This window comes from Candidatus Dormiibacter sp. (assembly GCF_050999135.1).
GTDB lineage: Bacteria > Chloroflexota > Dormibacteria > Dormibacterales > Dormibacteraceae > Dormiibacter > Dormiibacter spiritus.
Genome location: NZ_JBPCPN010000017.1, coordinates 15365 through 36069, shown reverse-complemented (window position 1 = coordinate 36069; position 20705 = coordinate 15365). Strand labels below are relative to the sequence as shown.

Sequence of the window (20705 nt, the reverse complement as noted above, 5' to 3'; positions counted from 1 at the left end):
CAGCAGCAGCCGCTTGATCAGCGGTCCTTCCAGGCTTCCGGGTTGACCAGGTGCTCCGGCCGCTCACCCCTCAGAGCAGCCACCAGATTCCGGGCGGCCGTCTCGCACATCCTGGCGCGCGTGTCCACCGAGCCGCTGCCCACGTGAGGCAGCAGCACCACGTTGTCGAGGCCCAGCAGGTCGGGATGCACCTTTGGCTCCGCCTCGAACACGTCAAGGCCGGCGGCGAAGATCCGGCGCTCGCGCAGCGCTCGGGCCAGAGCCGCCTCGTCCACCACGGGGCCGCGCGCGGTGTTCACCAGCACGGCGCTGGGCTTCATCGAGGCCAACTCTGGCGCCCCGATCAGATGCCTGGTCTCTTCCGTCAGAGGCGTGTGGAGGCTCACAAAGTCAGCCTCCTGCAGAAGGTTTCTGAGCTCGCGCCGCTCTGCGTTCAGCTCCCGCTCCACGCTCGCGTCCGCCAGGCTGCGCTGAGCGTAGATGATTCGCATGTCGAAGCCGCGGGCCCGACGAGCGACCGCCTGGCCGATGCGGCCCAGCCCCACTATGCCCAGCGTCGCGCCATGGATGTCGCGGCCCAGCAGCTGGTCGATCGCCCAGCCTTCCCAGCGGCCGGCGCGGATCATGCGCTCGCCTTCGCCCAGCCGCCGGCCGGCGGCCAGCAGGAGAGCGAACGCGAGGTCGGCGGTCGTCTCATCAAGCACGCCTGGCGTGTTCGTCACCAGCACGCCATGCCGGATGGCCGCCTCGACGTCGATGTTGTCATAGCCGACCGCCACATTGCTCACCGCACGCAGATTCGGCGTGCTCAGTACTTGTTCATCGATCGGATCAACGGACTGGCTGAGGATCCCGGCGCAGCCCGCCGCGGCAGCCGCTATCGACTTGGCCGAGGGATCGCCCTCGTACTCCACCGCTTCGAGGGCGTCCGCCAGCAGTGCCGGCGCCGGGTCGAGCACCCGGTGCGTCACCAGCACCCGCTGACGCTCGCTCACCCCTGCAAGTCCAGCTGCTCAGCGATGGGCACCAGCGCGTCCCGAACGAACTCGATGTGCTGGTCGAAGTCCACGCCCAGGCTTTCCGCGCCCGCCAGCAGCTGCTCCCTGTGAACCCCGCGGGCAAACGCCTTGTCCTTCATCTTCTTGCGCACCGAGCGAGGTTCGACCGCCGAGAGTGAGCGGTCGGGCTTCACGAGGGCGCAGGCGATGATGAAGCCGCACATCTCGTCGACCGCGTAGAGCGCCTTGCGCGCCGGCGTGTCGCGGGCCACGTCGAGATACTCGGCGTGAGAGGCGATGTCCTGCAGGAGAGCCTCCGGCCAGCCTTTCTCGCGGAGCTGCTCGATGCCTCGGCTCGGGTGCTGCTCGGGCGTGGGGCCCGACTCATAGTCCCAATCGTGGATCAGGCCCAGCACTCCCCAGCGCTCGGGGTCCTCACCAAAGCGCTCGGCGTAGGCGCGCATGGCCGCCTCCACGCTCAGCATGTGGCGGCGGAGCGTCTCGCTCTTGGTGCTCTCCTGGACCAGCGCCCAGGCGTCATCGCGGGTGGGGTTGAGCGTCATCGAATGATCTCCTCCAGTGCCCTGAGCAGCGCCTCATGCTGCTCCCGAGTGCCGACTGTGATGCGCAACCAGCCGCTCACCGGCTCCTGCTGGTAATGCCGGACCAGGACCTGTCGCTCGGACAGCGCAGCGGCCACAGCAGCTGCCCGGTGCGAAGCCGGCGGCCGGCAGAAGACGAAGTTGGCCGCCGATGGCAGCACCTCGAAGCCTCTCGCTCGCAGACCAGCTGTCAACGCTTCCCGCTGCTGCAGCACGAACTCGACCAGGGCGTCGTGGTGCTCACCGTCTTCGATCGCTGCAACCGCAGCCACAGCTCCCAGTCGGTTCACGTTGTACGAGTCCTTGACCAGGTCCAGCGCGGCGACGAGCTCGGGTGTGCCCAGCGCGTAGCCGAGCCGCATCCCGGCCAGCGCGTACGACTTGGAAAAGGTGCGGATGGTCAGCAGGTTCTCGTGCCCTTCCCGGATGAGATCGGTGCGCGCTTCCGGTGCGAAGTCGACATACGCCTCATCCAGCGCCACCACGCCGCTGGACCTCTGGACGACTTCCAACACAGCCTCGCGGTCGAGCCAGGTGCCTGTCGGCGAGTTGGGATTGGCCAAAAACTTGAGCGGCGCCTCATCCGCCGCGAAGCTCTCGGGGAGAGTGTGGTCAGCCCTGTACGGATGCCGCGAAACCCGGCACTCGTGCACTGCCGCCACAGGTTCATAGACCGGATACGTGGGACGCAGCAGCGCCACCGCGTCACCGTTGCCGGTGAAGGCGCGGAAGCAGAGCTCGATCAGCTCATCAGCGCCGTTGCCCAGGGCAACCTGGTCCTCACCCACGCCGTGGTGCCGGGCGATGGCCGACCTCGCGCTGCGGCTCAGGGGGTCGGGATAGAGGCGGAGGTTCTCCCCCACTGCGCTGTGCAGAGCCTGGATGACACGCGGTGAAGGCGGCCAGGGCGACTCGTTGGTGTTGAGCTTGACCCAGCCCTCTTCGTCGGCCGGCTGCAGACCGGGCGTGTAAGGGGCGAAGCCGCGCAGGGCGGCCTTCAAGTATCTGCCACCCACGAGTGGCACTACGCAGCTTCCAAGCGACGAGCTTCCAGCAGGAAGCACTCCAGCGCCAAACGGGGGCTGACGTTCTGCTCCAGGTAGCCAAGGGTGTCGTAGGAGAGCTCCAGCAGCCGCGCCCAGCCGGCCTGCCGGGCGTCGGGCTCGGAGAGCATCCGCCGGCGCAGGTCCAGCTGCCAGCCGCTGAGAGCGAAAACCGCCGGCTCCTCGCGCGTCCGGTCGGACGCCCGCCAGGCGAAGTTGGCAGCATCCAGCTCCTGAGCCAGGTGGAGCGCGGCATCGGCGGGAGCGCCAAAAAGCTCCGCCAGGCGCTCAACCCAATGCCGGTTGCGCTGCAGGAGGTCAGGATCCTGAGCTGCGTTCAAAGCCCACCCCGGCCGGCCGCGGGAGAGAGCTGCGAGCTCCTCCGCGCGCTCAGCCTCGACCCCACGTCCGCGCAGCAGTTCGCTGACCCGCGTCAGGGGGACGGGGTGAAAGGCAACCCGCTGGCAGCGCGAGGCAACCGTGGGCAGCACCACGAAAGGCGACAGGCTGGGCGTGGTCAGGATGATGAGCCGGTTGGGGTGCGGCTCCTCCAGCGTCTTGAGAAGAATGCCCTGCACCGGATCGGCCAAGCGGCCCACATTGCTGATCACCGCCACGCGCAGGCGGCCCACAGCAGGCTTCAGGGAGAGAAAGGCTTGGAGCGACTGCTGGTGAAACTCGGGCTGCTTGTCCGGCAGCAGCCGGATCTCATCCAGCTTCAGGTTGTCGCGACGGTCGTCCTCCCAGTAGTCGGGATGGCGCGCCAGCGGCGCTTCTGGCAGCAGCGTTCGCGCGAGCGCCCGCGCGACAGCAGTCTTGCCCAGCTGCGGCTCGCCGGTGAACAGGTAGGCATGCGAAAGCCGGCCGGTCTCCAGCTGCTGCCCCAGCAGATCCCGGGCTCGTTCATGCCCGGCGATTTCGCTGAAAGGACCCGGCTGCACTGGGCTAAGGGTAGTGGACCCTAAAGGCGGCTCGTGGCAACCGGGTCCCGCGCCGGGCCTCGTCGAGGAAGCGATCTCCTGCAGTCGGAGCCCGACAGGGCCCGGTCGCCCGAGGTCGACCCCGCTAGGAATCTGCCGTCAGCCGCAGAGCCTCGAGGAGCGAAGCCCAGCCCGCTTTGTGATCTGGCAGTCGTTCGGGCGGGAGGTCGTGGTGGATCAGTTCGACGACTGTCTCATCGCCGTCGGCCCGGAGGAGAATCTCAACTGTTGAGGAGCCCGCCGGGAGCGTGGCATCGCCTGGGACGCCCCAGGTGGAGACGACTCGGTCCGGCGGCTCCACGGAAACGTATTTGCCCCGCACGTGCGCTTTGTCGAAGTCGACGGCAAAGACGCCGCCTGGCTGAGCCTTCAGATCCGCCCAGGTGCCCATCCACTGAACGAGGAGAGAGGGTTCGACGAGGTACTGAAACACCTCCGCCGGCGCTGCTGCGATTCTGATCGTGGCGGTCAGTATCTCAGGCTGGTTCATGCGGTCAGCCGCCATTCATTCTGCTTCATGGAGTCTTGCACTTTCCTTCTTGCTCCGGCCCTGCTCCACGACACGCTTGAGTCGTTCCAGTGCGTCCGGCCAGAGGTCCGCGAGCACAGTGCGAACCGGATCGAGCGCCTCGGGATCCAGCGCATACAGCCGGCGGGTACCTGCCCGGCGCTCCTGCAGCAGACCGGCGCGCTGGAGCACCTGGAGATGGTGACTGACACCCTGCTGGGTGACGTCGAAATGCGCGGCGATCTGGCCGGCTGAGAGCTCGCCGCCTCGAACGAGGCTAAGAATCTGGCGACGTTGCGGATCGGCGAGTGCGCGAAGAACTGCATTTGTGGCCGCGCCCGACTCCTCCTTAGCGGCCGAGGAGGGGCGAACGGGGCTCACTGTGTCCAGGATCGCAGCGCGGCTTGATCATGACGACAGGGCAGGGGGCAGCGATGCCCCCCTTCCCGGCCGGATGCTCACTCGGCCGCCGCTGCCTGGCGCCGCAGTCGCCGGGCCTCACGACGATCGAGGTCTGCAGCAGACCCAAAGAGATTGCCTTCGCCGGTCTCGACATAGTCTCGCAGGCTGGGGACGAAGTGATCCCACCCGTTCTTGCAGTCGTTGTAGCACTCAAGGCGTGGCGTTAGCCCCTTGTGCCGGAATGACAGATCGCACCCACCAGCTGATCGCGGCGTCAGCCCGAAGCTGATGGTTGTTCCCGCCCATTCCGGAGTGGGCTCGGACGAAATGACCGCCCACCTCACGAGGGCCGGCCGCTCTGCCTCGTCCACTCGCAGGACGAGCGGGCCGTGGCCACCAAACGCAGACGGGACAGCAGCTGTCAACCCATCTCCACATCCCGCGCTCGAGCGTCCGAGAGGCAGCTAGCGGCCCGCGGCGAGGGCGACAGCCGGCGGTGTCACACGCTCTTCTCGCAATCGCCGCAGCGAGGTTTCGCTGGGCAGCAGGAAGGCCACGGGGATGGTGAGTGCAACCACAACCACCTGAAGGCCCAACGCCATCTGCAGTCCGAAGTGGTTGGCGACCAGCCCCGTCACAGGTACGCCAATGGCTCCCGTCACAAAGCCCAGGCCCATCACCAGCCCGGACGCGAATCCAGCCCGGGCGCCCATCAGCTCCTGAGCCAAGATGAGGGTGAGGGGGGCTGTCGAAGCCGCCGAGAGCCCGATCAGGATGGCTGTGAAGAAGCCCTGCGGCCCCGGGAACGCGACATAGAGCCAGACCGCCGGCACGCTGAGCAGGAGCGTGGCGATGATCACTGCGCGCCGGCCGAAGCGGTCGGCCAGGCTGCCGCAGCCAACGCTGCCCACGCAGCTGGCAAGTATCAGAGTGGTGGCGAGCGGTCCGTAAAACCAAGGTTGGTAGCCAAGCTGGTGGTACCAGGTGGGCGTGAATGCCTGCAGCGTGATGGTGGTCCAGCTGCGCGACGCCATCACGGCTACGACCGCGATAAGAGGCAGCAGCGGAGTGGCGTGGCTGAGCCCGACCGCACTCGAAGTGCTCTTCGGCGCCGCCGCCCGGGGTGCAAACCGGCCCATCTGCAGAAGCAGGAAGCCACCAGCGAGAACGCCGGGCAGCACCAGTAGGGCAGTGCCGTGCACGCCCAGCAGACCGAAGAGCAGAACCCCTATCAACGGCCCCACTGCTACGCCCGCGGTGCCACCCGTGACGTAGATGGACATTGCCAGGTTGCGGCCGCGGTCCTGGTCCAGGAGCGACTCGCGCACCGTCAGGGCGCCCAGCGGGTGAAAGGCGCCGGAGCCGAGCCCTGAAGCAGCTGCAATGGCGACCAGCACTGCAAAGTTGGGCGCGAAGCCGATCGAGGCGAAGGACAGAGCTGTCCAAGCCAAGGCCACGCCAGTGAATCGGGTGCCGTGACGGTCGGCCAGGATTCCAAAAAGAGGCTGGGAGATGGAGGCGAAGCCGCTGTAGGCGAGCGTAACCAGGCCGACGGTGGCAAGATCCAGATGGAAGCGGCCGATCAGCAGGGGATAGAGCACCGGCAGCACACCCACATAGCTGTCGACAGTGAAGTGGCCGAGCATCAACGTGACCAGCCGGCGGTTGCGGAAGACGTCGACCAGACCTGTCAGAGCGCCACCCCCGCATCGCTCAGCTGGACCACCCGGCTGCCGGCTAGCAGCTTCGCCCGACCGGTTTCCACCAACCTGACGAGCAGCGCGGCGCCGAGTGCGCCGCCCAGATGCAGCCGGCGTTCAGTCCAGTCCTGACAGCCGACGGCGAAGCTGCGGCGGGCTCGGCGGGCGGAGCCGACATCGACACCTTGAGACAGCAGGGCGTCCTCGCCGGCCTGGCTCAGCTCGAAGGCCCGCTCCCCCCGAGCCTCCAGCCAGCCGCGCTCGAGCAAACTGTCGAGCAGCTGGACGCCGGCGCGCCCGGCGAGATGGTCGTAGCAGGTCCGAGCCTGCTTGATGGGGGCATCCTCGGTCACCGGAACCTCGGCGTTGAGGCTGCCCGGTCGAACATCCCGAGCCAGGCTGCGCAGGGTGGAGAGTGAGAGCGGCACCGAAGGCGTGGCCAGGCTGTAGACGCGCTGGCGTCCATTCTCTGTCGCCGTGACGAGACCCGCTTCCCGGAGCAGGGCCAGATGGCTCGAAACCCTGGGCTGCTCCAGCTCCAAGCGGCTGGTCAGCTCGCTCACAGTCGCTTCGCCCTGAGTGAGGCTGTCGAGGAGGCGGATACAAACCTCATGGGCAAGCACGCGGGCCAGGCCGGCCACCTCCGCGACGTCACTTCCCATGCACGTATCTTACCAGCGCGATATGTGAATGCGCATGAGCCCGGCTCAGTGACTCGGCACACATAGAACGCCCAGCCTCAAGCTCGGGCGCCTGCTTGATTTGCGACAGCGCCCAGCAAGTATCCTTGGTCGCTCAAGTGCTCAGCTGGCGCGAACTCGAGTCGGCGGAGCCTGCCCTCGCCGCCGCCGCCGGCGACCTGTTCCGCGTTCGCAAGCACCATGTGCTGGCCACGCTGCGCAGCAACGGCTCGCCTCGTCTCAGCGGTCAGGAGGTCTGGTTCGGCCAGGGTGAGCTGTGGTTTGGAGTGATGGGCGGCGCTCTGCGGGCGCGGGATCTGCAGCGAGACGGGCGCTTCGAGCTGCACACGAGCTCGACCGACCCGCCGAACTGGACCGGCGACGCGAAGCTGGCCGGGCTGGCAGAGGAGATCACTCGTCCAGAGGAGGTGAGGCGCGCCATGTCGGCGCAGGAGCAGGTTCCGCCCGGCAGTTTCCACCTCTTCCGCTGCCGGCTCGCAGAGGTGGTGGTGACTCGACTGGGGGAGCCAGCGGATCACCTGGTGTTTGAGTCCTGGCGCGAGGGCCGGGGTGCGCTGCGCCGGGAGCGCCGTTAGGGTCGGGGCGACGAGATCTCCACCAGGCGGAACCGGCTCCTCGACTGGAGCTATTCGAACCGGAGCGCCTCAGCCGGTGCCACGCGGGAGGCAGCCCGGGCGGGTAGGTACGGGAAGAGGCCAGCTGGTGGCTGCTCGATTCGTATCGTCGTCCCGCCGACCGCCGATCTCGGCTCCTCTTTTCTTAACCATTCCTAAGCGTCTTCTCAGCCTCTCCTCAGACAGCGCCCGCATGGTTGAGGCATGAGTTCAGGAGGCGCCTGGGTACCACCGCCTGGTTCGGGTGGCGGCGACTGGAGGCCGGACGGCGAGGGCAGCACCTGGCCGCCCTACCAACCTGTCGCCGCCAACGCACCCACCCAAAGGCGGACCCGTCGAAAGTGGGCCGCGCTCGTGGCGGGCATCTACGGCCTGGCGTTCCTTGCTGCGGGGGTGGTGGCCGGGATCGGCCTGTCTGGAGGCGTCCTCCCCGGCCTGACTGCCGGCTCCGCCAGCGGTGTGCACATCCAGCCCCAGCTGCCCCGGCCCATCGGCCCTGGTACCGCCGGCCGGGGCCCGGCAGGTTCAGGCAGCCAGGGCTCCGCCGGTGGTGGCTCCACGAGTCAGGTGCTCAACCCCCAGGCGGTGGCGGCCAAGGTTGACCCAGCCGTGGTTGACATCAACACGGTTCTGACCTCGGCCGGCGGCCGGTCAGGCGCCGCAGCGGGCACCGGCATGCTGGTGACGTCCTCTGGGGAGGTGTTGACCAACAACCACGTTATCCAGGGCGCGACCAGCATCAGGGTGACGGTCCCGAGTCAATCGCGGACCTACACAGCCACGGTGATGGGCGAGGATCCCACCGCTGACGTGGCGCTGCTCAAGCTGCAGAGCGCATCCGGGCTGTCGACGGTCGGCCTGGCGGATTCCTCCACCGTGTCGGTTGGCCAGCAGGTGGTTGCCATCGGCAATGCGCTCGGCCAGGGCGGAACGCCAACGGCCACCCAGGGCGCCATCACCGCGCTCAACCAGTCCATCACCGTAACCGACGACAACGGCCAGGACCGGCAGCTGAGCGGGCTCCTCGAGAGCGACGCCTCGATCAGCCCGGGCGATTCGGGGGGACCTCTGGTCAATGCCTCGGGGCAGGTGCTGGGGATGATCACGGCCGGCAGCGTTCAGGGCCGCGGCCAGCAGGCCTCGACGGACGGCTACGCCGTCCCTACTAACACAGCTGTCTCGGTCATCCATCAGATCGAGTCCGGGAATGCCAGCAGCACCGTGATCATCGGAGTTCCTGGCTACCTGGGAGTGTTCGTTCAGAACCTGGATGCCTCCTCGTCGGCCCGGCTGGGAGTCAGCTCAGGGGTGCTGGTCACCGACGTGGTGCCGGGTTCGGCGGCGGCCAAGGCGCGCCTCGGTCCCGACGCCGTCATCACCGCCATCGACGGCACGGCCGTCAACTCCGTCGACGCGCTCGGCCAAGCCCTCCATGGCCACAAGCCAGGTCAGCAGGTCCGGGTCGACTGGACTGACCGGCAGGGCAGCCACAGCCAGAGCGTGACCCTGGATTCCGGACCACCCGCCTGATCTCGGGGGGCAAGCCCTCCGGCGGCTCGCTCCCAGGCCGCCCCCGATCAGGCGGCGATGTTTGCAGTTCGTCCGCGCAGCAGCAGGATCTGGTGCAGGAGACCAGTTAGCAGTTGACCACCCCGCCAAGCGGCGCGGGTCGGCCCACAGCTCCCGGCCCGCCCGGGTCCGGCGGCTAAGAGCCTGCCGGTCAGCGTACGGGCCGCTTGGGGGCGCCCGCCGGCGGTCGAGCCGGGGAAGCCGCTGCGCTTCTGCGCTCCGCCCTCGCCTGCTGGTAGACCTCAAAGATGCGCTGGAGTGCTGTGAGATTGGTCAGCACCGCCAGGACAGCGATGACCAGGCCCAGGAGGTCTGGCACTCCGACGATGAGCGCCACCACCGTCAGCACGACGCGCTCCGGCCGCGCGAACAGCCCGCTGTCGCACCTGAAGCCCAGGCTCTGGGCGCGGGCGCGCACGTAGCTCACGAGGAACGATCCGGCCAGCGCGAAAAGGCAGGCCAGCACCTCCCAGCGCGTGAACGGCCCCGGCCGCCAGAGGAAGAACGCCGCCACACCGGCGTAGATGGCTCCTTCCGAGCCGCGGTCGGTGGTCGAGTCGAGGAAGGCGCCGTAGGGGTAGCTTCGGTTGGTCGCCCGGGCCAGCGCACCGTCGACAACGTCGAACGTGCCGGCAAAGGCCAGCACCACGCCAGCCCAACGGAGATGGCCGACGGCGGCCAGAACCGCCGCAACGAATGTCGCCAGCATGCCGCCGACAGTGACCATGTTGGGAGTCAGCGGGAGCGCCGCCAGGAGCCGAGCGGCTCCCTGCGCTTTGCGCCTAACCCAGGTTTGGAAGCGGGTAGTGAACACCCGGCATCAACTCCTCTGGTTGTTCTCGGTCTTGCGGCCGCTCTGCCCTGGCAGCTCTGGCCTGCTCATAAACCTGGATGACGCGGCCGGTGACGACTGGCCACGCATATCTGTGCGACTTTACTAGCCCCGCTTGCCCCATGCGGCGGCGAAGATCGATGTCTCTGGCCAGCACTGTGAGCGCGACTCCGAGTTCGATCGGGCTCTTGGGCCGCACAGTCAGGCTGTCCACCCCAGGTTGGAGGACGGAGAGGTAGCCAGGGATCTCGGTGGCGACGATGGGCAGCGCGGCCGCCATGGCCTCGAGCAGCACTATGCCAAAGCTCTCGCGGCCGGTCGCCGGGGCGCAGAAGATGTCAGCGCTGGAGTGATAGCGCGGGAGCACTGTATCGGGTACGGCCCCTGCGAGCACGACGTCAGGCAGGCGCTGCTGGGAGATGAAGCTCTCCACGTCCTTGCGCAGCGGCCCCTCACCGACGATGATGAGACGCGATTTCTCCACCCGGCTGCGCAGGTACATGAAGCCGCGGAGCAGATCGCGCAACCCTTTGCGTTTCTCCAGCCGGCCCACGAAGAGCACGTTTATGCGGTCGTCGCGCAGGTGTCTGATCGGCGCCTGGCCGGGCCGGAAGTACTCGACATCGACTCCGTTCGGCACCACGTGGGGCCGGACCTGGGCGAAATAGTGACTGATGAAGTCCCGAGCCGGCTCGCTGACGGCTATCGATTGGTGGAGGTGGCGCACGTAGCTGCTCAGGATCGGCCGGCCGTAGTAGTAGCCAAGGTTCGATTTAGCGAAGGCATGAAAGGTGCCCACGTGCGGCGCCTTCGACATGCGGAGCAACGTCAGCGGCAGCGCGGGCATGAGCGGCTCGTGGAAATGCAGCACGTCGAAGCGCTCCCGCGCCAGGATGTCGTTCACCCGCCGGGCGAGGTGGAAGCTGAGGGAGATGCGGGCGACGGAGTTGTTCATGGGCAGCGAGATCGCCCGGCCGATGCGGTAGAAGTCGGGGATCTCTCGTTCGGCGTCTTTGCGGCCGGAGGGAGCGAAGACCCGAACCTCGTGCCCCAACTGGCGTAACCAGTGCGACAGGTGCCGGATGTGATTGCCCACGCCACCCGGATGGGTGTAGTCGTAGGGGGAGACGAGGCCGACCTTCACAGTTCTAGTGTCCCGCTTCGCGCCTGAGCCTGTGCGGGCCAGAGTCGGTGCGGCATGTGCCACTGCTCCGGGTGGGCGCGGATGATCTCCTCCAGGTGCGCCACCAGCCGCTCGACCACCCAGCGAACGTCGGCTTCGGCGTCGCCGCTGTCCTTGGCAAAAATGGGCGGCCAGCCAATCGCCAGGTAGCGATCATCCCGCTGGCGGAGGACGCAGACGGGCAGCAGCGGCGTTCCCCTACGCACGGCGATGGCCGCCGGCCCGTGAGGAATTCGCACAGGCCTGCCGAACATGGTGGTCTCCACGCCTGTCCCGGTGAAATCTCGGTCGACGGCCGTCACCACCATCTCGTTGTTGTTGAGAGCCCTGAGGACCTGGCGCAGGCCGGCTTGATTGAGAGGAAGCACCGAGATACCCAGCCGCGCCCTTGTCTGCCGGTACCAGGCGTACATCTCCTTCGGCTCCAGCACCTCGGCGAAGAGCGAGACGGGCGCGATGGTGGCCGACCAGATCGCGGCGGCCACCTCCCAGGAACCCATGTGCGCCGAGACGACCAGTACGCCGCGACGCCTGGCCAGCGCCGCCTCCAGGTGTTCCAACCCCTGGGTGTCCATCAATGGCCGCAGGTCCTCCACCGAGGCGGTCGGCAGCCGCATCAAGTCGGCGTACGCCTTGGAGTGATAGCGGAAGTTGCGATAGGTCAAGGTCCGAATCTCCGCCGCGGTGGCTTCGGGTCGGGCCGCCCGCAGATTGTCAGCCAGAGCCGAGCGAGCTCCCCGGGCAAAGACGAAGGCCAAGCGGGCGACCACTATGGCCAGCGCGTAGGCGAGCCCTCGCGGCAGCCGCTCCATCACCCACTGCAGTGTCAGAAAGGCGCGGTACTGGATCACTGTCGTGTCAATGGAGCACTGGCTTGAACGCGTACCACTGATCGGGGTGGGCCGCTATGAAGACCTCGAAGCGGGCGACCACCGCCTGCATGAGGCTCTTGATCGCCTCGCTATCGCCACGGTGGTTCGGCGGCGGCATCAGCGGCGGGTCGAGGTGAACATGGTAGTGGCCCGGACCCGTGCGCCTGGAGAACCCCGGAATCAGCGGCGACCCGTACTTGAGCGCGATCGCCGCCGGACCTGCCGGCACCACGGCTTTCCGACCAAAGAAGCAGACCTCGACCCCGCCTCGCTCGGGCGGTAGATCGCAGATGAGGCCCACCATCTGATTGGCCTGGAGCGCCCGGGCGATGCCTCCCACCGCTGCCCGGCCCGCCATCACGACGTCCATGCCGTGTTTGGCCCGCGTTTGCCGGACGGCCTCATCCAAGGACCCCGGAAAGGGCTCGGTCACGCCCGTGATCCTGTAGCCCAGGCTGGAGGCCAGTGCCGAGGCAAAGTCCCAGGAGCCCATGTGGGGCAACGCGATGATGCCGCCCCTGCCCTGGCTGGCCGCCGCGTGGGCATGCTCGGCGCCACTCACGGTGAGCCGGCCCTGCAGCTCGCTGGGCGAAAGCGCGCCCATGAGCATGAAGTCGGTCACGGTGCGACCGTAGCTCCGGAAGGCTTGGGCGGCGACACGGGCCACCCGCCGATCCTCCACTGGCAGGCCGAGGACGGCCGCGTAGTTGGCCAGAACGCCTGCTCGGCGGCCGCGGTCGGCCAGCCACCAGGCCTCCGCGCCGGCTTCGCCCGCGGTGTAACGAACGGTGCTGGGGAGGGCCCGAACGACCCGGGCCCCCACCAAGTAGCCAGTACTTAAGAGCTTCAGAACCTAAGGAGATTAGTGGACTGTAACGGCCGCTAGACTTTGGCCGTTTCGGCTGGTGGCGCCGCTTCCTGGCGGCTGTGGGCGGCTATGAACTCCTCGGTCAGGCGCCGGGCGTCGTTGTCGCTGTACTGGTGTGGCGGCGACTTCATGAAGTAGGCGCTGGGGCCTTCCAGCGAGCCCGAGAGCTGGTGGTCGAGCGCCAGCTTGCAGCAGCGGACTGCGTCGATGACAATGCCCGCCGAGTTGGGCGAGTCGTGTACCTCGAGCTTGAGCTCCACGTTCAGGGGTACGTCGCCGAAGCCCCGGCCTTCGAGGCGGATCTGCGCCCACTTGCGGTCCTGCAGCCAGGGCACGTAGTCGCTGGGGCCGATATGGACGTTGTCGGCGCCCATGTCGTAGTCCAGCTGGGAGGTGACCGAGCGCGTCTTGGAGATCTTCTTCGACATCAGCCGCTCGCGCTCCAGCATGTTGAGGAAGTCGGTGTTGCCGCCGAAGTTCAGCTGATAGGTCTGCTCCAATCGGACGCCGCGCTCCCGATAGAGACGGGCCAGGGTGCGGTGCACGATGGTGGCGCCCACCTGTGACTTGATGTCGTCGCCGATGATGGGCAGACCGGCTCTTTCGAAGCGGCCCTGCCAGTAGTGCTCGCGGGCGATGAAGACAGGGATGCAGTTGACGAACGCGCAGCCGGCGGCCAGCGCCTGCTCTACGTACCACTTGGTCGCCTCTTCCGAGCCGACCGGCAGGTAGTTGATGACCACGTCGGCGCCGCTCTTCTTCAAGATGCCCACCACGTCGTCGGTCTCCCCGGGGGCCTTCTCGATGACGTCTGCCAGGTACTTGCCGATGCCGTCGTGGGTCATGCCGCGGTGGACCTTCACGCCCAGATGCGGCACCTCGGAGAACTTGATGGTGTTGTTGGCGCCGGCCCAGATGGCTTCTGAGAGGTCCTTGCCCACCTTTGTCTTGTCGACGTCGAAGGCGGCCACGAACTCGATGTCGCTGATGTGGTAGCCGCCCAGATCGACGTGCATCAGGCCGGGGACGAACTCGTCGCGGGCCGCGTTTTTGTAGTACTGGACGCCCTGCACGAGGGAGGAGGCACAGTTGCCCACCCCCACGATGGCGACTCTCACCTTGCCCTTAGCACTGCTCATACGTTGACTCCTATGCGTTTCTTCTGGTTGAGCAGCTCCCAGAAAAGGAGCTGCTGGCGACGGATCGCCTCTAAATCGACCGAGCAGTAGACGAGCCGGCCCTCCCGCCGCTGGCGCACAGCGCCTCCGCGCCGCAGCATGCCCAGGTGCCAGGACACCCGAGGTTGGCTCATGCCGAGATGCCGGGCCAGGTCGTTGACGGTCTGCTCACCCGTCTCCACCAACCGCTCAAGGATCTTGAGTCGCACTGCATGCGCCAGCGACTGGAAGTGAGCTGGCAAGGTGCGCGCCTCCGGACCATACATAAAGGTTAGTTTATCCGATGTGGCGGCAAATAAACGATCGGTTATGCATGCCGCCCGGCAATCGGTTTGCGGCGAACTCGGAATCCAGGGCTCGCGGAGCAGCGCTCAGTTCGTACACTTCCCCTGATGGCGAACGTGACAGAGGACCGATCGACCGATCTCGCCCAGGACGTGGTGCGGGACGCTCAGCGGCTCATCCAGCAGGAGATCGCGCTGGCCAAGATGGAGGGAAAGGAGCTTGCCGCCCGCGACGGTGTGGCAGTCGGCCTGCTCGTGGGCGGCGGCTTGCTGGTGCTCTTCGGCCTGCTTGTCGGGATAGCCTTCCTGGCGGCCTGGCTGGTGAACACAGCTCTGGCGGGGCTCATAGTCTGCGCCGTCTACCTCGTGGTGGGAGCGATCCTGGCCCTGGTTGGAAAGTCCCGCCTGGTGATTCCGAAGCCGGCCGAGTTGCGTTCAGTTGCCAACCTTAAGGAGACCAGAGAGTGGGTGCTGCGACAGATCAGATCGAACGTGAGATAGGCGCCACCCGGGAGGCGATCGAGTCCCGGATCATCGAGCTGCGCCAGCGCGGTCAGAAGCAGGTCAACCGGGCCCGCCAAGCACTGCTCATCGCGGCCATCGCGAGCGCTGCCATCGGCGTGGCAGCGGTCGGCGCGCTGATCATCTACCGCTACAGCCGCCCGCTCTCCAAGCGCGAGCGCGTGACACGGCTGCTGCCTCCGGGTCTGGTAAAGGATGTGGCGCACGCGCGTCAGACGTTGGCCGAGACCGTCGGCCGCAAGGTTCCGCCGATGCGCCTATACGTCAACGACAACCAGGTCGGCAAGAAGCAGGAGCCTTCCAGGACCGAGAAGATGGTGGTTCGGGGAGTGCAGGCAGCCGCCACCGCCGCCGCAGGAGAGTTCTTCAGCCGCGCGCTCAGGGCGGCGCGCTCCAGCCGGGATCAATAGTCGGGCCGGCCTGCGGGCTGGCCTGTCCCCGGCAGTGAGGGGTCCGGGCGATGCGCGCTGAGGAGGCAGCTTCGCAGCTCGCTGAGATCGCCTACCTGCTCCGCGAACGAGAGGACCATTACCGCGCTCGTGCCTTCAGCAAGGCGGCGGCGGCGCTGCTGAATGAGCGGCCGGATCTGGATTCGCTGCGCAAGCAGAACCGGCTGGATTCGATCCCGGCGGTGGGCGCTGGCATCGCCCGCACTCTCGCCGAACTGGTCGATCATGGCACCAGTCCCTACCTGACCCGGTTGCGCGAGCAGGACTCAGACGAGCCCGCGTCGGGCCTCGACCTGGCAGGCTATCGCGGGGATCTCCACACCCATAGCGACTGGTCGGACGGCAAAGCCACCCTCATCGACATGGCGCTGGCCGCGGCCAAGCGCGGCTATGAGTACCTGGCGGTCACCGATCACTCGCCGCGTCTGACCATCGTTCACGGTCTCGATCCCCAGCGTCTCATTCAGCAGCGCCGCCTGATCGACGACGTGAACCCCGAGTTGGATGGCCTGACTGTGCTGCAGGGCTGCGAGGTGGACATCTTGGAGGACGGCTCCCTAGACCTGCCCGACGAAGCGCTGGCCGCGCTGGACATCGTGATAGTGTCCCCGCACATCAAGCTGCGCCAGGAACCGGCGGCCATGACTCAGCGAATGCTGAGGGCGGTGAGCCACCCCCACGTGAATGTGCTGGGGCATCCGACAGGACGCCGACCGGGATCGCGGCCGGGAGCGCAGTACGACTTTGCCGCGGTTTTCAAGCTGGCCGCGCAGCGTGGCGTGGTGATGGAGATCGACTGCGATCCAGCTCGGATGGATCTCTCGGTGGAGCACGCCAAGCTGGCGCTGGGCCTGGGCTGCGACTTCAGCTTCGACTCAGACGCGCACCATCCTGACGAACTGGTCTACCCGGAGCTTGGGCTCTGGAGCGCTCGGCGCGCGGGCATTCCCAGTGAGCGGATGCTGAACTGGTTGCCGTTGGCCCAATTGCGGGAGGTGTTGCAGCGTGGCTGAAGTGGGATTGATGATCGAGGCCCAGGAGGGCTTGGACTGGCCGCGCTGGCGGCAAATTGTGCGCGATGCCGAGCGCCTGGGCTTCGCCAGCTTGCGGACGAGCGACCACTGCTTTTCGGTGATGGGTCAGCCGACGCGATCGTTGTCCGCCTGGCCGGCGCTGGCTCTGGCCGCTGAATGGAGCGAGCGGCTGAAGCTCGCGCCCATGGTCAGCCCGCTGACGTTCTATCACCCGGCGATCCTGGCCCGGACGGCTCGGGCGGTCGACGAGCTGAGCGGAGGTCGGGTCCTGCTCGGAGTGGGTACCGGCTGGTACCAGGCTGAGCACGAGGCCTTCGGGATCCCGTTCCCCAGTCAGAGGGAGCGCTTCGACAACCTGGAGCGAGGCTTGGACCGGATCCAGCAGACGCTGGCCGATCATCCTCTGCCCATCCTGATCGGCGGTGGCGGTCCGAAGCGGACCATTCCGCTGGCGGCTCGGTTCGCCTCGGAGTGGAACTTCATGGAGTTCAACGTCGAGGGCTACCGGGCGAAGTCAGCGCTGCTGGACGATCACTGCCGGCAGCTCGGCCGGGAGCCGAGCGAGATCAGGCGCTCGCTGATGCTGGGCTATCTGCTCGGGCGCAACGACGCGGAGCTGCGCGAGCGAGCAGTCGCCATGGGCAAGGTGCGCGGCTGGCCTGACAAGTCGCCTGATGAAGTGTTGACCGAGCTGCGCGAGAGGCGCCTGGTCGGCACGCCCCAGGAGGCGGTGGCCCAGCTGCGGCCCTTCATTAAGGCTGGGGTGCAGGAGTTCTGCTTCCAGACCCTGCTCCTTGACGACCGCGAAGCGCTGGAACTGATCGCCCAAGAAGTGATGCCGGCTCTCCAATGAGACCGGTCTCAATTCCAGCGCCCAACGCGGGTTGAGTGGCCTTCGGCCCACATCCCTGAGCTGGCATGGCCGGCGGACCACCGGCGGCCCTGCTGGACTCACCCGTCATCACGGCGACAGGCCGGGTGCCCGGGAGATTTCGCGGAAGCATGCACCTGTAAACGCGGCATGTCAGGTCCAGGGCGTCCTGCGGAGGTACGAGTTGGCCTAATTCCTCAACGCCGGGCTGAAGCCGCCCTTCATCAAGATCCGCTCATGAAGGTGCCGTTTGCGGTGGGCCGGTAGAGGGCGGCTGCATGTCCCCGCAGCTAGGACAAATGTACCAATGCGATTACCCCCTTTCGGTGGGTACCGTTATCAAGTAATCGACCTGACTACTTCGGCTGACGGGATTATCGGGCGCCGACGCCGGGCCCGAAAGGAGATGCGGACGTTGCGGTACAAATGGACTTCAAAGCTCCGATCGCTCGCCAGCCGGGCGACTTTGGCCGGAGTCGGATGTATCGTCGGGCTGGCCCTGCCTGCCGCCGACGCGCCGGGGGTGCCGGCGCCGGTTTCCGGTCTGGGTGTGCCGATAGTGGCGGCGCAGGCTCCTCCGGTGTCGCCGCCGCCGGTACCAACTCCCGCAGCGTCGCCGCCCCCAGTTCCGACTCCGCGCGTGACGCCGCCCCCAGTCCCGACTCCCTCGGTGTCGCCGCCGGTCCCGACTCCCCCTGTGTCGCCGCCGCCGGCGCAAGTTGTCCCGGGGGCACCGGGAAACGTTCCCGGGATGACCTCCCCCTTGGACCCGGGGCAGGCTCCCTCCGAAGGTTCGACGGACTCCAGCGCCCCGGGGGCCACAGATGGTGGGACTCCGGGCGGCTCGGCCAGGCCGGGCACTGCTGGAACGACGACCACCCGTCGGACGTCGGCGCCTGCCGGAGGCGCGTCGGGCCCCCGGACACCTGCCGACGCACGTTCGCTGTCAGCCCCAGACCCGCTTCGGCCGAATGCGTTTTCGTGCATCTCGCTGGGTAGTCGGATCGAGACCTGCGAGGGCCCGGCCGGGCCGCTGGTGTGCATACAGGGCGACGCCGCTCCGCTTGACTGCCAGTCCACCATGCCTGCAGCCACTGGCTATCCCTTCAGCCTCCCGGTGGTGGGTGCACTGCTGACGCTGATCGGCTTTGTGGTCAGCCGCCCGCTGCCGAAAGCGGTCGCCGGCTGGGCCGGCGGCTGGCGGAGACGCCTAGCCTCCCGGTTTGGCGTTCGTGCTGCATCTCAGGACTAGGCTGGAGGGTCGCGGTGCACGAGCTCTGGCGCGATGAAGCCGGTCCATAAGTCATTGTCAACGGATCTGGCAACTGCAGGAGTTCTGCTTCCAGACCCTGCTCCTTGACGACCGCGAAGCGTTGGAGCGGATCGCAGCTGAGGTGATGCCGGCGCTGCGCTGAATGCATCGCGGAGCATCACGCCAGCGGTTTTCCTGACCAGGCCGCTTTGCCCCGGCGTCCGCCGGAGGACGACCTTCTAAGCTGGGTTTCGCATGGCGACCCAACCCGCCACCGGGCCCGGCCCACCGGGCAGCCCTCCTCCAAATCGGCCCGGCAAGTCGAGAGGACCGAACGCCTCCAGCCAGCTGCGCTCGGCTCGGTTCTGGATCACACTCCTGATCATCTTCGGCGTCAACATCTTCATCGCCAACGTCCTCCTCGCGCCGCAACCGCCGAAGTCGGTGACGATCCCCTACAACGTCTTCAAAGAGCAGGTCGCCGCCGGGAACGTGATCAGCATCACAAGCACCGGCACGGTGATCACTGGCACAACCAAGACGGCGATCGGCGCAACGCCGAAGGCTTCCGACAAAGCGACGCATTTCTCCACAGTGCTGCCCGCCTTCGCCGATCCCGGGCTGGAATCGCTGCTGGAGCAAAACAACGTGACCATCAACGTCAATGACCCCAACCAGCAGCCGCCCTTCTGGCAGACGCTGCTGCTCAGCCTGGGGCCCGGTTTGCTGATAGTGCTCCTGCTCTTGTTTGTGATGCGGCGGATGGCGGGGGCCACGAGCGGCGGGATTCTGGGGCAGTTCGGTCAGAGCAAGGCGCGCCTCTACGATCCCGAGCGGCCGGGAACCACGTTCGCAGACGTGGCAGGCATCGAGGAGGTCAAGACGGAGCTGGTGGAGGTGGTCCAGTTCCTGCGGGAGCCGCTCAAGTACCAGCGCTTGGGGGGGACCGTGCCGAAGGGTGTGCTGCTGATCGGCCCACCCGGAACCGGCAAGACGCTGGTCGCCCGCGCGGTCGCGGGTGAGGCCAAGGTGCCCTTCTTCAGCATGTCGGCGTCCGAGTTCGTCGAGGCCATAGTCGGCGTGGGCGCCTCACGCGTGCGCGACCTCTTCAAGAAGGCGCGCGAAGCGGCCCCCGCGATCATCTTCATCGACGAGCTGGATGCCATCGGACGCAGCCGGCAGGGCACGATCCGGCTCGGCGGCAACGACGAGCAGGAGCAGACCCTGAACCAGATCCTGACCGAGATGGACGGCTTTGACTCCCGCGAGGGCGTCATTGTGCTGGCGGCCACCAACCGGGCCGATGTCCTGGATGCCGCCCTGCTGCGGCCGGGGCGCTTCGATCGACGCGTCACAGTGATGCCGCCCGACCGGCGGGGCCGGGCTGCCATCTTGAAGATCCACACCCGCAATGTGCCGTTGGCGCCCGACGTCAATCTGGACGCGATCGCGTCGAATACGCCTGGCCTGGTCGGGGCCGACCTGCGCAACATCGTGAACGAAGCGGCACTGGCTGCGGCGGCGAGGGGAGCCATTGCGGTCGGTCAAGCCGACTTCTCGAACGCGATCGAAAAGACGCTGCTGGGCAGTGAGCGCAACATCATGCTGAGTGGGGTCGATCGCGAGCGGATTGCCTACCACGAGTCCGGCCACGCGCTGCTTGGCCTCTTGGTGCCTGGGGCCGACCCCGTCCGAAAGGTAACCATCATCCCCCGCGGCATGGCGCTTGGCGTCACCGTCCAGAGCCCTGTGGATGACCGGTTCAACTACGGTGAGACGTACCTGCGGGCTCGCATCATCGGTGCGCTGGGCGGCCGCGCGGCGGAGTCCTTGGTCTACGGCGAGGTGACGACCGGCGCCGAGAACGACCTGCATCATGTCACCCAGATCGCGCGCGAGATGGTCGTGCGCTGGGGCATGAGCGAGAAGATCGGCCCGCTGAACTTCAGCGAAAACGGCCAGCCCGGCCCTTTCGCGATGAACAACCCGTACAGCGAGGGCACGGCCCTCATGATCGACTCCGAAGTTAAGCGGATCGCCCAGGAGTGCATGGCGCAGGCCTGCCAGCTGCTGACGCAGCACCGCACCCAGCTGGACACTCTGGCGCAAACCCTGCTCCGCGAGGACTCCCTCAACGAGCAGGAGATCCTGGAAGTGACCGGCATGCTATCGCGCAACCCCAGGGACACCGGCGACCCCGACTGATTATTCGCTCCCGTGCCGAGCCGCCGGCAGCAGGCGAC

At 67.2% G+C, this 20705-nt stretch carries 22 protein-coding genes; 8 read left to right on the top strand and 14 right to left on the bottom strand.

Features of this window, described 5'->3' with window-relative positions; translation table 11 throughout:
- Window positions 1–17: 17 nt before the first annotated feature.
- From ACR2MZ_RS04290 to ACR2MZ_RS04255, 8 genes are all read right to left on the bottom strand, one after another.
- Window positions 18–995, bottom strand: a complete 978-nt coding sequence (locus ACR2MZ_RS04290; protein WP_434003835.1) for a 2-hydroxyacid dehydrogenase — start codon at window positions 993–995, stop codon at window positions 18–20.
- Entirely contained in the window at window positions 992–1561 is a 570-nt protein-coding gene (locus tag ACR2MZ_RS04285) for an HD domain-containing protein (protein ID WP_434003834.1), read from the bottom strand. The genes ACR2MZ_RS04290 and ACR2MZ_RS04285 overlap by 4 nt, the downstream gene beginning before the upstream one ends.
- A complete protein-coding gene (hisC, locus tag ACR2MZ_RS04280) occupies window positions 1558–2625 on the bottom strand; it encodes a histidinol-phosphate transaminase (protein WP_434003833.1) in 1068 nt (355 codons plus the stop codon). Before hisC ends, ACR2MZ_RS04285 begins: the two co-directional genes overlap by 4 nt.
- A complete protein-coding gene (locus ACR2MZ_RS04275; RefSeq protein ID WP_434003832.1) occupies window positions 2625–3584 on the bottom strand; it encodes a hypothetical protein in 960 nt (319 codons plus the stop codon). The genes hisC and ACR2MZ_RS04275 overlap by 1 nt, the downstream gene beginning before the upstream one ends.
- A gap of 124 nt (window positions 3585–3708) precedes the next feature.
- Window positions 3709–4113: an SRPBCC family protein gene (locus ACR2MZ_RS04270; protein ID WP_434003831.1), complete on the bottom strand. Its 405-nt coding sequence runs from the start codon at window positions 4111–4113 to the stop codon at window positions 3709–3711.
- Between the two features lie 15 nt (window positions 4114–4128).
- A complete protein-coding gene (locus tag ACR2MZ_RS04265; RefSeq protein WP_434003830.1) occupies window positions 4129–4512 on the bottom strand; it encodes a metalloregulator ArsR/SmtB family transcription factor in 384 nt (127 codons plus the stop codon).
- 485 nt (window positions 4513–4997) lie between these two features.
- A complete protein-coding gene (locus tag ACR2MZ_RS04260; RefSeq protein ID WP_434003829.1) occupies window positions 4998–6179 on the bottom strand; it encodes an MFS transporter in 1182 nt (393 codons plus the stop codon).
- Window positions 6180–6223: 44 nt separating this feature from the next.
- On the bottom strand, window positions 6224–6895 hold the full coding sequence (locus tag ACR2MZ_RS04255) for an ArsR/SmtB family transcription factor (RefSeq protein WP_434003828.1): 672 nt from the start codon (window positions 6893–6895) through the stop codon (window positions 6224–6226).
- A gap of 137 nt (window positions 6896–7032) precedes the next feature.
- Here ACR2MZ_RS04255 and ACR2MZ_RS04250 point away from each other — a divergent pair, with 137 nt between their 5' ends.
- On the top strand, window positions 7033–7509 hold the full coding sequence (locus ACR2MZ_RS04250) for a pyridoxamine 5'-phosphate oxidase family protein (protein ID WP_434003827.1): 477 nt from the start codon (window positions 7033–7035) through the stop codon (window positions 7507–7509).
- A 243-nt stretch (window positions 7510–7752) separates the two neighbouring features.
- Complete coding sequence (locus ACR2MZ_RS04245; protein ID WP_434003826.1) at window positions 7753–9078, top strand: S1C family serine protease; 1326 nt, start codon at window positions 7753–7755, stop codon at window positions 9076–9078.
- Between the two features lie 190 nt (window positions 9079–9268).
- On the opposite strand, the gene ACR2MZ_RS04240 is transcribed toward ACR2MZ_RS04245, so the two are convergent.
- The 6 genes from ACR2MZ_RS04240 to ACR2MZ_RS04215 are packed head-to-tail and all read right to left on the bottom strand — an operon-like array spanning window position 9269 to window position 14316.
- A complete protein-coding gene (locus tag ACR2MZ_RS04240; protein WP_434003825.1) occupies window positions 9269–9931 on the bottom strand; it encodes a CDP-alcohol phosphatidyltransferase family protein in 663 nt (220 codons plus the stop codon).
- The gene (locus ACR2MZ_RS04235) at window positions 9900–11093 is read right to left on the bottom strand and encodes a glycosyltransferase family 4 protein (RefSeq protein WP_434003824.1); all 1194 of its coding nucleotides are present in this window, start codon (window positions 11091–11093) and stop codon (window positions 9900–9902) included. The genes ACR2MZ_RS04240 and ACR2MZ_RS04235 overlap by 32 nt, the downstream gene beginning before the upstream one ends.
- Window positions 11090–11983, bottom strand: a complete 894-nt coding sequence (locus tag ACR2MZ_RS04230) for a lysophospholipid acyltransferase family protein (protein ID WP_434003823.1) — start codon at window positions 11981–11983, stop codon at window positions 11090–11092. Before ACR2MZ_RS04230 ends, ACR2MZ_RS04235 begins: the two co-directional genes overlap by 4 nt.
- A 7-nt stretch (window positions 11984–11990) precedes the next feature.
- Window positions 11991–12827 (bottom strand): lysophospholipid acyltransferase family protein, encoded by an 837-nt coding sequence (locus tag ACR2MZ_RS04225; RefSeq protein WP_434003858.1) that lies wholly within the window; start codon window positions 12825–12827, stop codon window positions 11991–11993.
- A gap of 59 nt (window positions 12828–12886) precedes the next feature.
- Window positions 12887–14011 (bottom strand): inositol-3-phosphate synthase, encoded by a 1125-nt coding sequence (locus ACR2MZ_RS04220; protein WP_434003822.1) that lies wholly within the window; start codon window positions 14009–14011, stop codon window positions 12887–12889.
- Entirely contained in the window at window positions 14008–14316 is a 309-nt protein-coding gene (locus ACR2MZ_RS04215; protein ID WP_434003821.1) for an ArsR/SmtB family transcription factor, read from the bottom strand. The genes ACR2MZ_RS04220 and ACR2MZ_RS04215 overlap by 4 nt, the downstream gene beginning before the upstream one ends.
- Window positions 14317–14442: 126 nt before the next feature.
- Between ACR2MZ_RS04215 and ACR2MZ_RS04210 the strand changes: the two genes are divergently transcribed.
- The 6 genes from ACR2MZ_RS04210 to ftsH all read left to right on the top strand — a co-directional run bounded on the left by ACR2MZ_RS04210 (window position 14443) and on the right by ftsH (window position 20667).
- Complete coding sequence (locus tag ACR2MZ_RS04210; RefSeq protein ID WP_434003820.1) at window positions 14443–14835, top strand: phage holin family protein; 393 nt, start codon at window positions 14443–14445, stop codon at window positions 14833–14835.
- Window positions 14799–15266 (top strand): hypothetical protein, encoded by a 468-nt coding sequence (locus ACR2MZ_RS04205; RefSeq protein ID WP_434003819.1) that lies wholly within the window; start codon window positions 14799–14801, stop codon window positions 15264–15266. Before ACR2MZ_RS04210 ends, ACR2MZ_RS04205 begins: the two co-directional genes overlap by 37 nt.
- Window positions 15267–15316: 50 nt before the next feature.
- The gene (locus ACR2MZ_RS04200) at window positions 15317–16318 is read left to right on the top strand and encodes a PHP domain-containing protein (protein ID WP_434003818.1); all 1002 of its coding nucleotides are present in this window, start codon (window positions 15317–15319) and stop codon (window positions 16316–16318) included.
- Window positions 16311–17192: an LLM class flavin-dependent oxidoreductase gene (locus ACR2MZ_RS04195; RefSeq protein ID WP_434003817.1), complete on the top strand. Its 882-nt coding sequence runs from the start codon at window positions 16311–16313 to the stop codon at window positions 17190–17192. Before ACR2MZ_RS04200 ends, ACR2MZ_RS04195 begins: the two co-directional genes overlap by 8 nt.
- A gap of 1099 nt (window positions 17193–18291) precedes the next feature.
- A complete protein-coding gene (locus ACR2MZ_RS04190; RefSeq protein WP_434003816.1) occupies window positions 18292–18462 on the top strand; it encodes a hypothetical protein in 171 nt (56 codons plus the stop codon).
- 255 nt (window positions 18463–18717) lie between these two features.
- Window positions 18718–20667 (top strand): ATP-dependent zinc metalloprotease FtsH, encoded by a 1950-nt coding sequence (gene ftsH / locus ACR2MZ_RS04185; protein ID WP_434003815.1) that lies wholly within the window; start codon window positions 18718–18720, stop codon window positions 20665–20667.
- Window positions 20668–20705 lie beyond the last annotated feature (38 nt).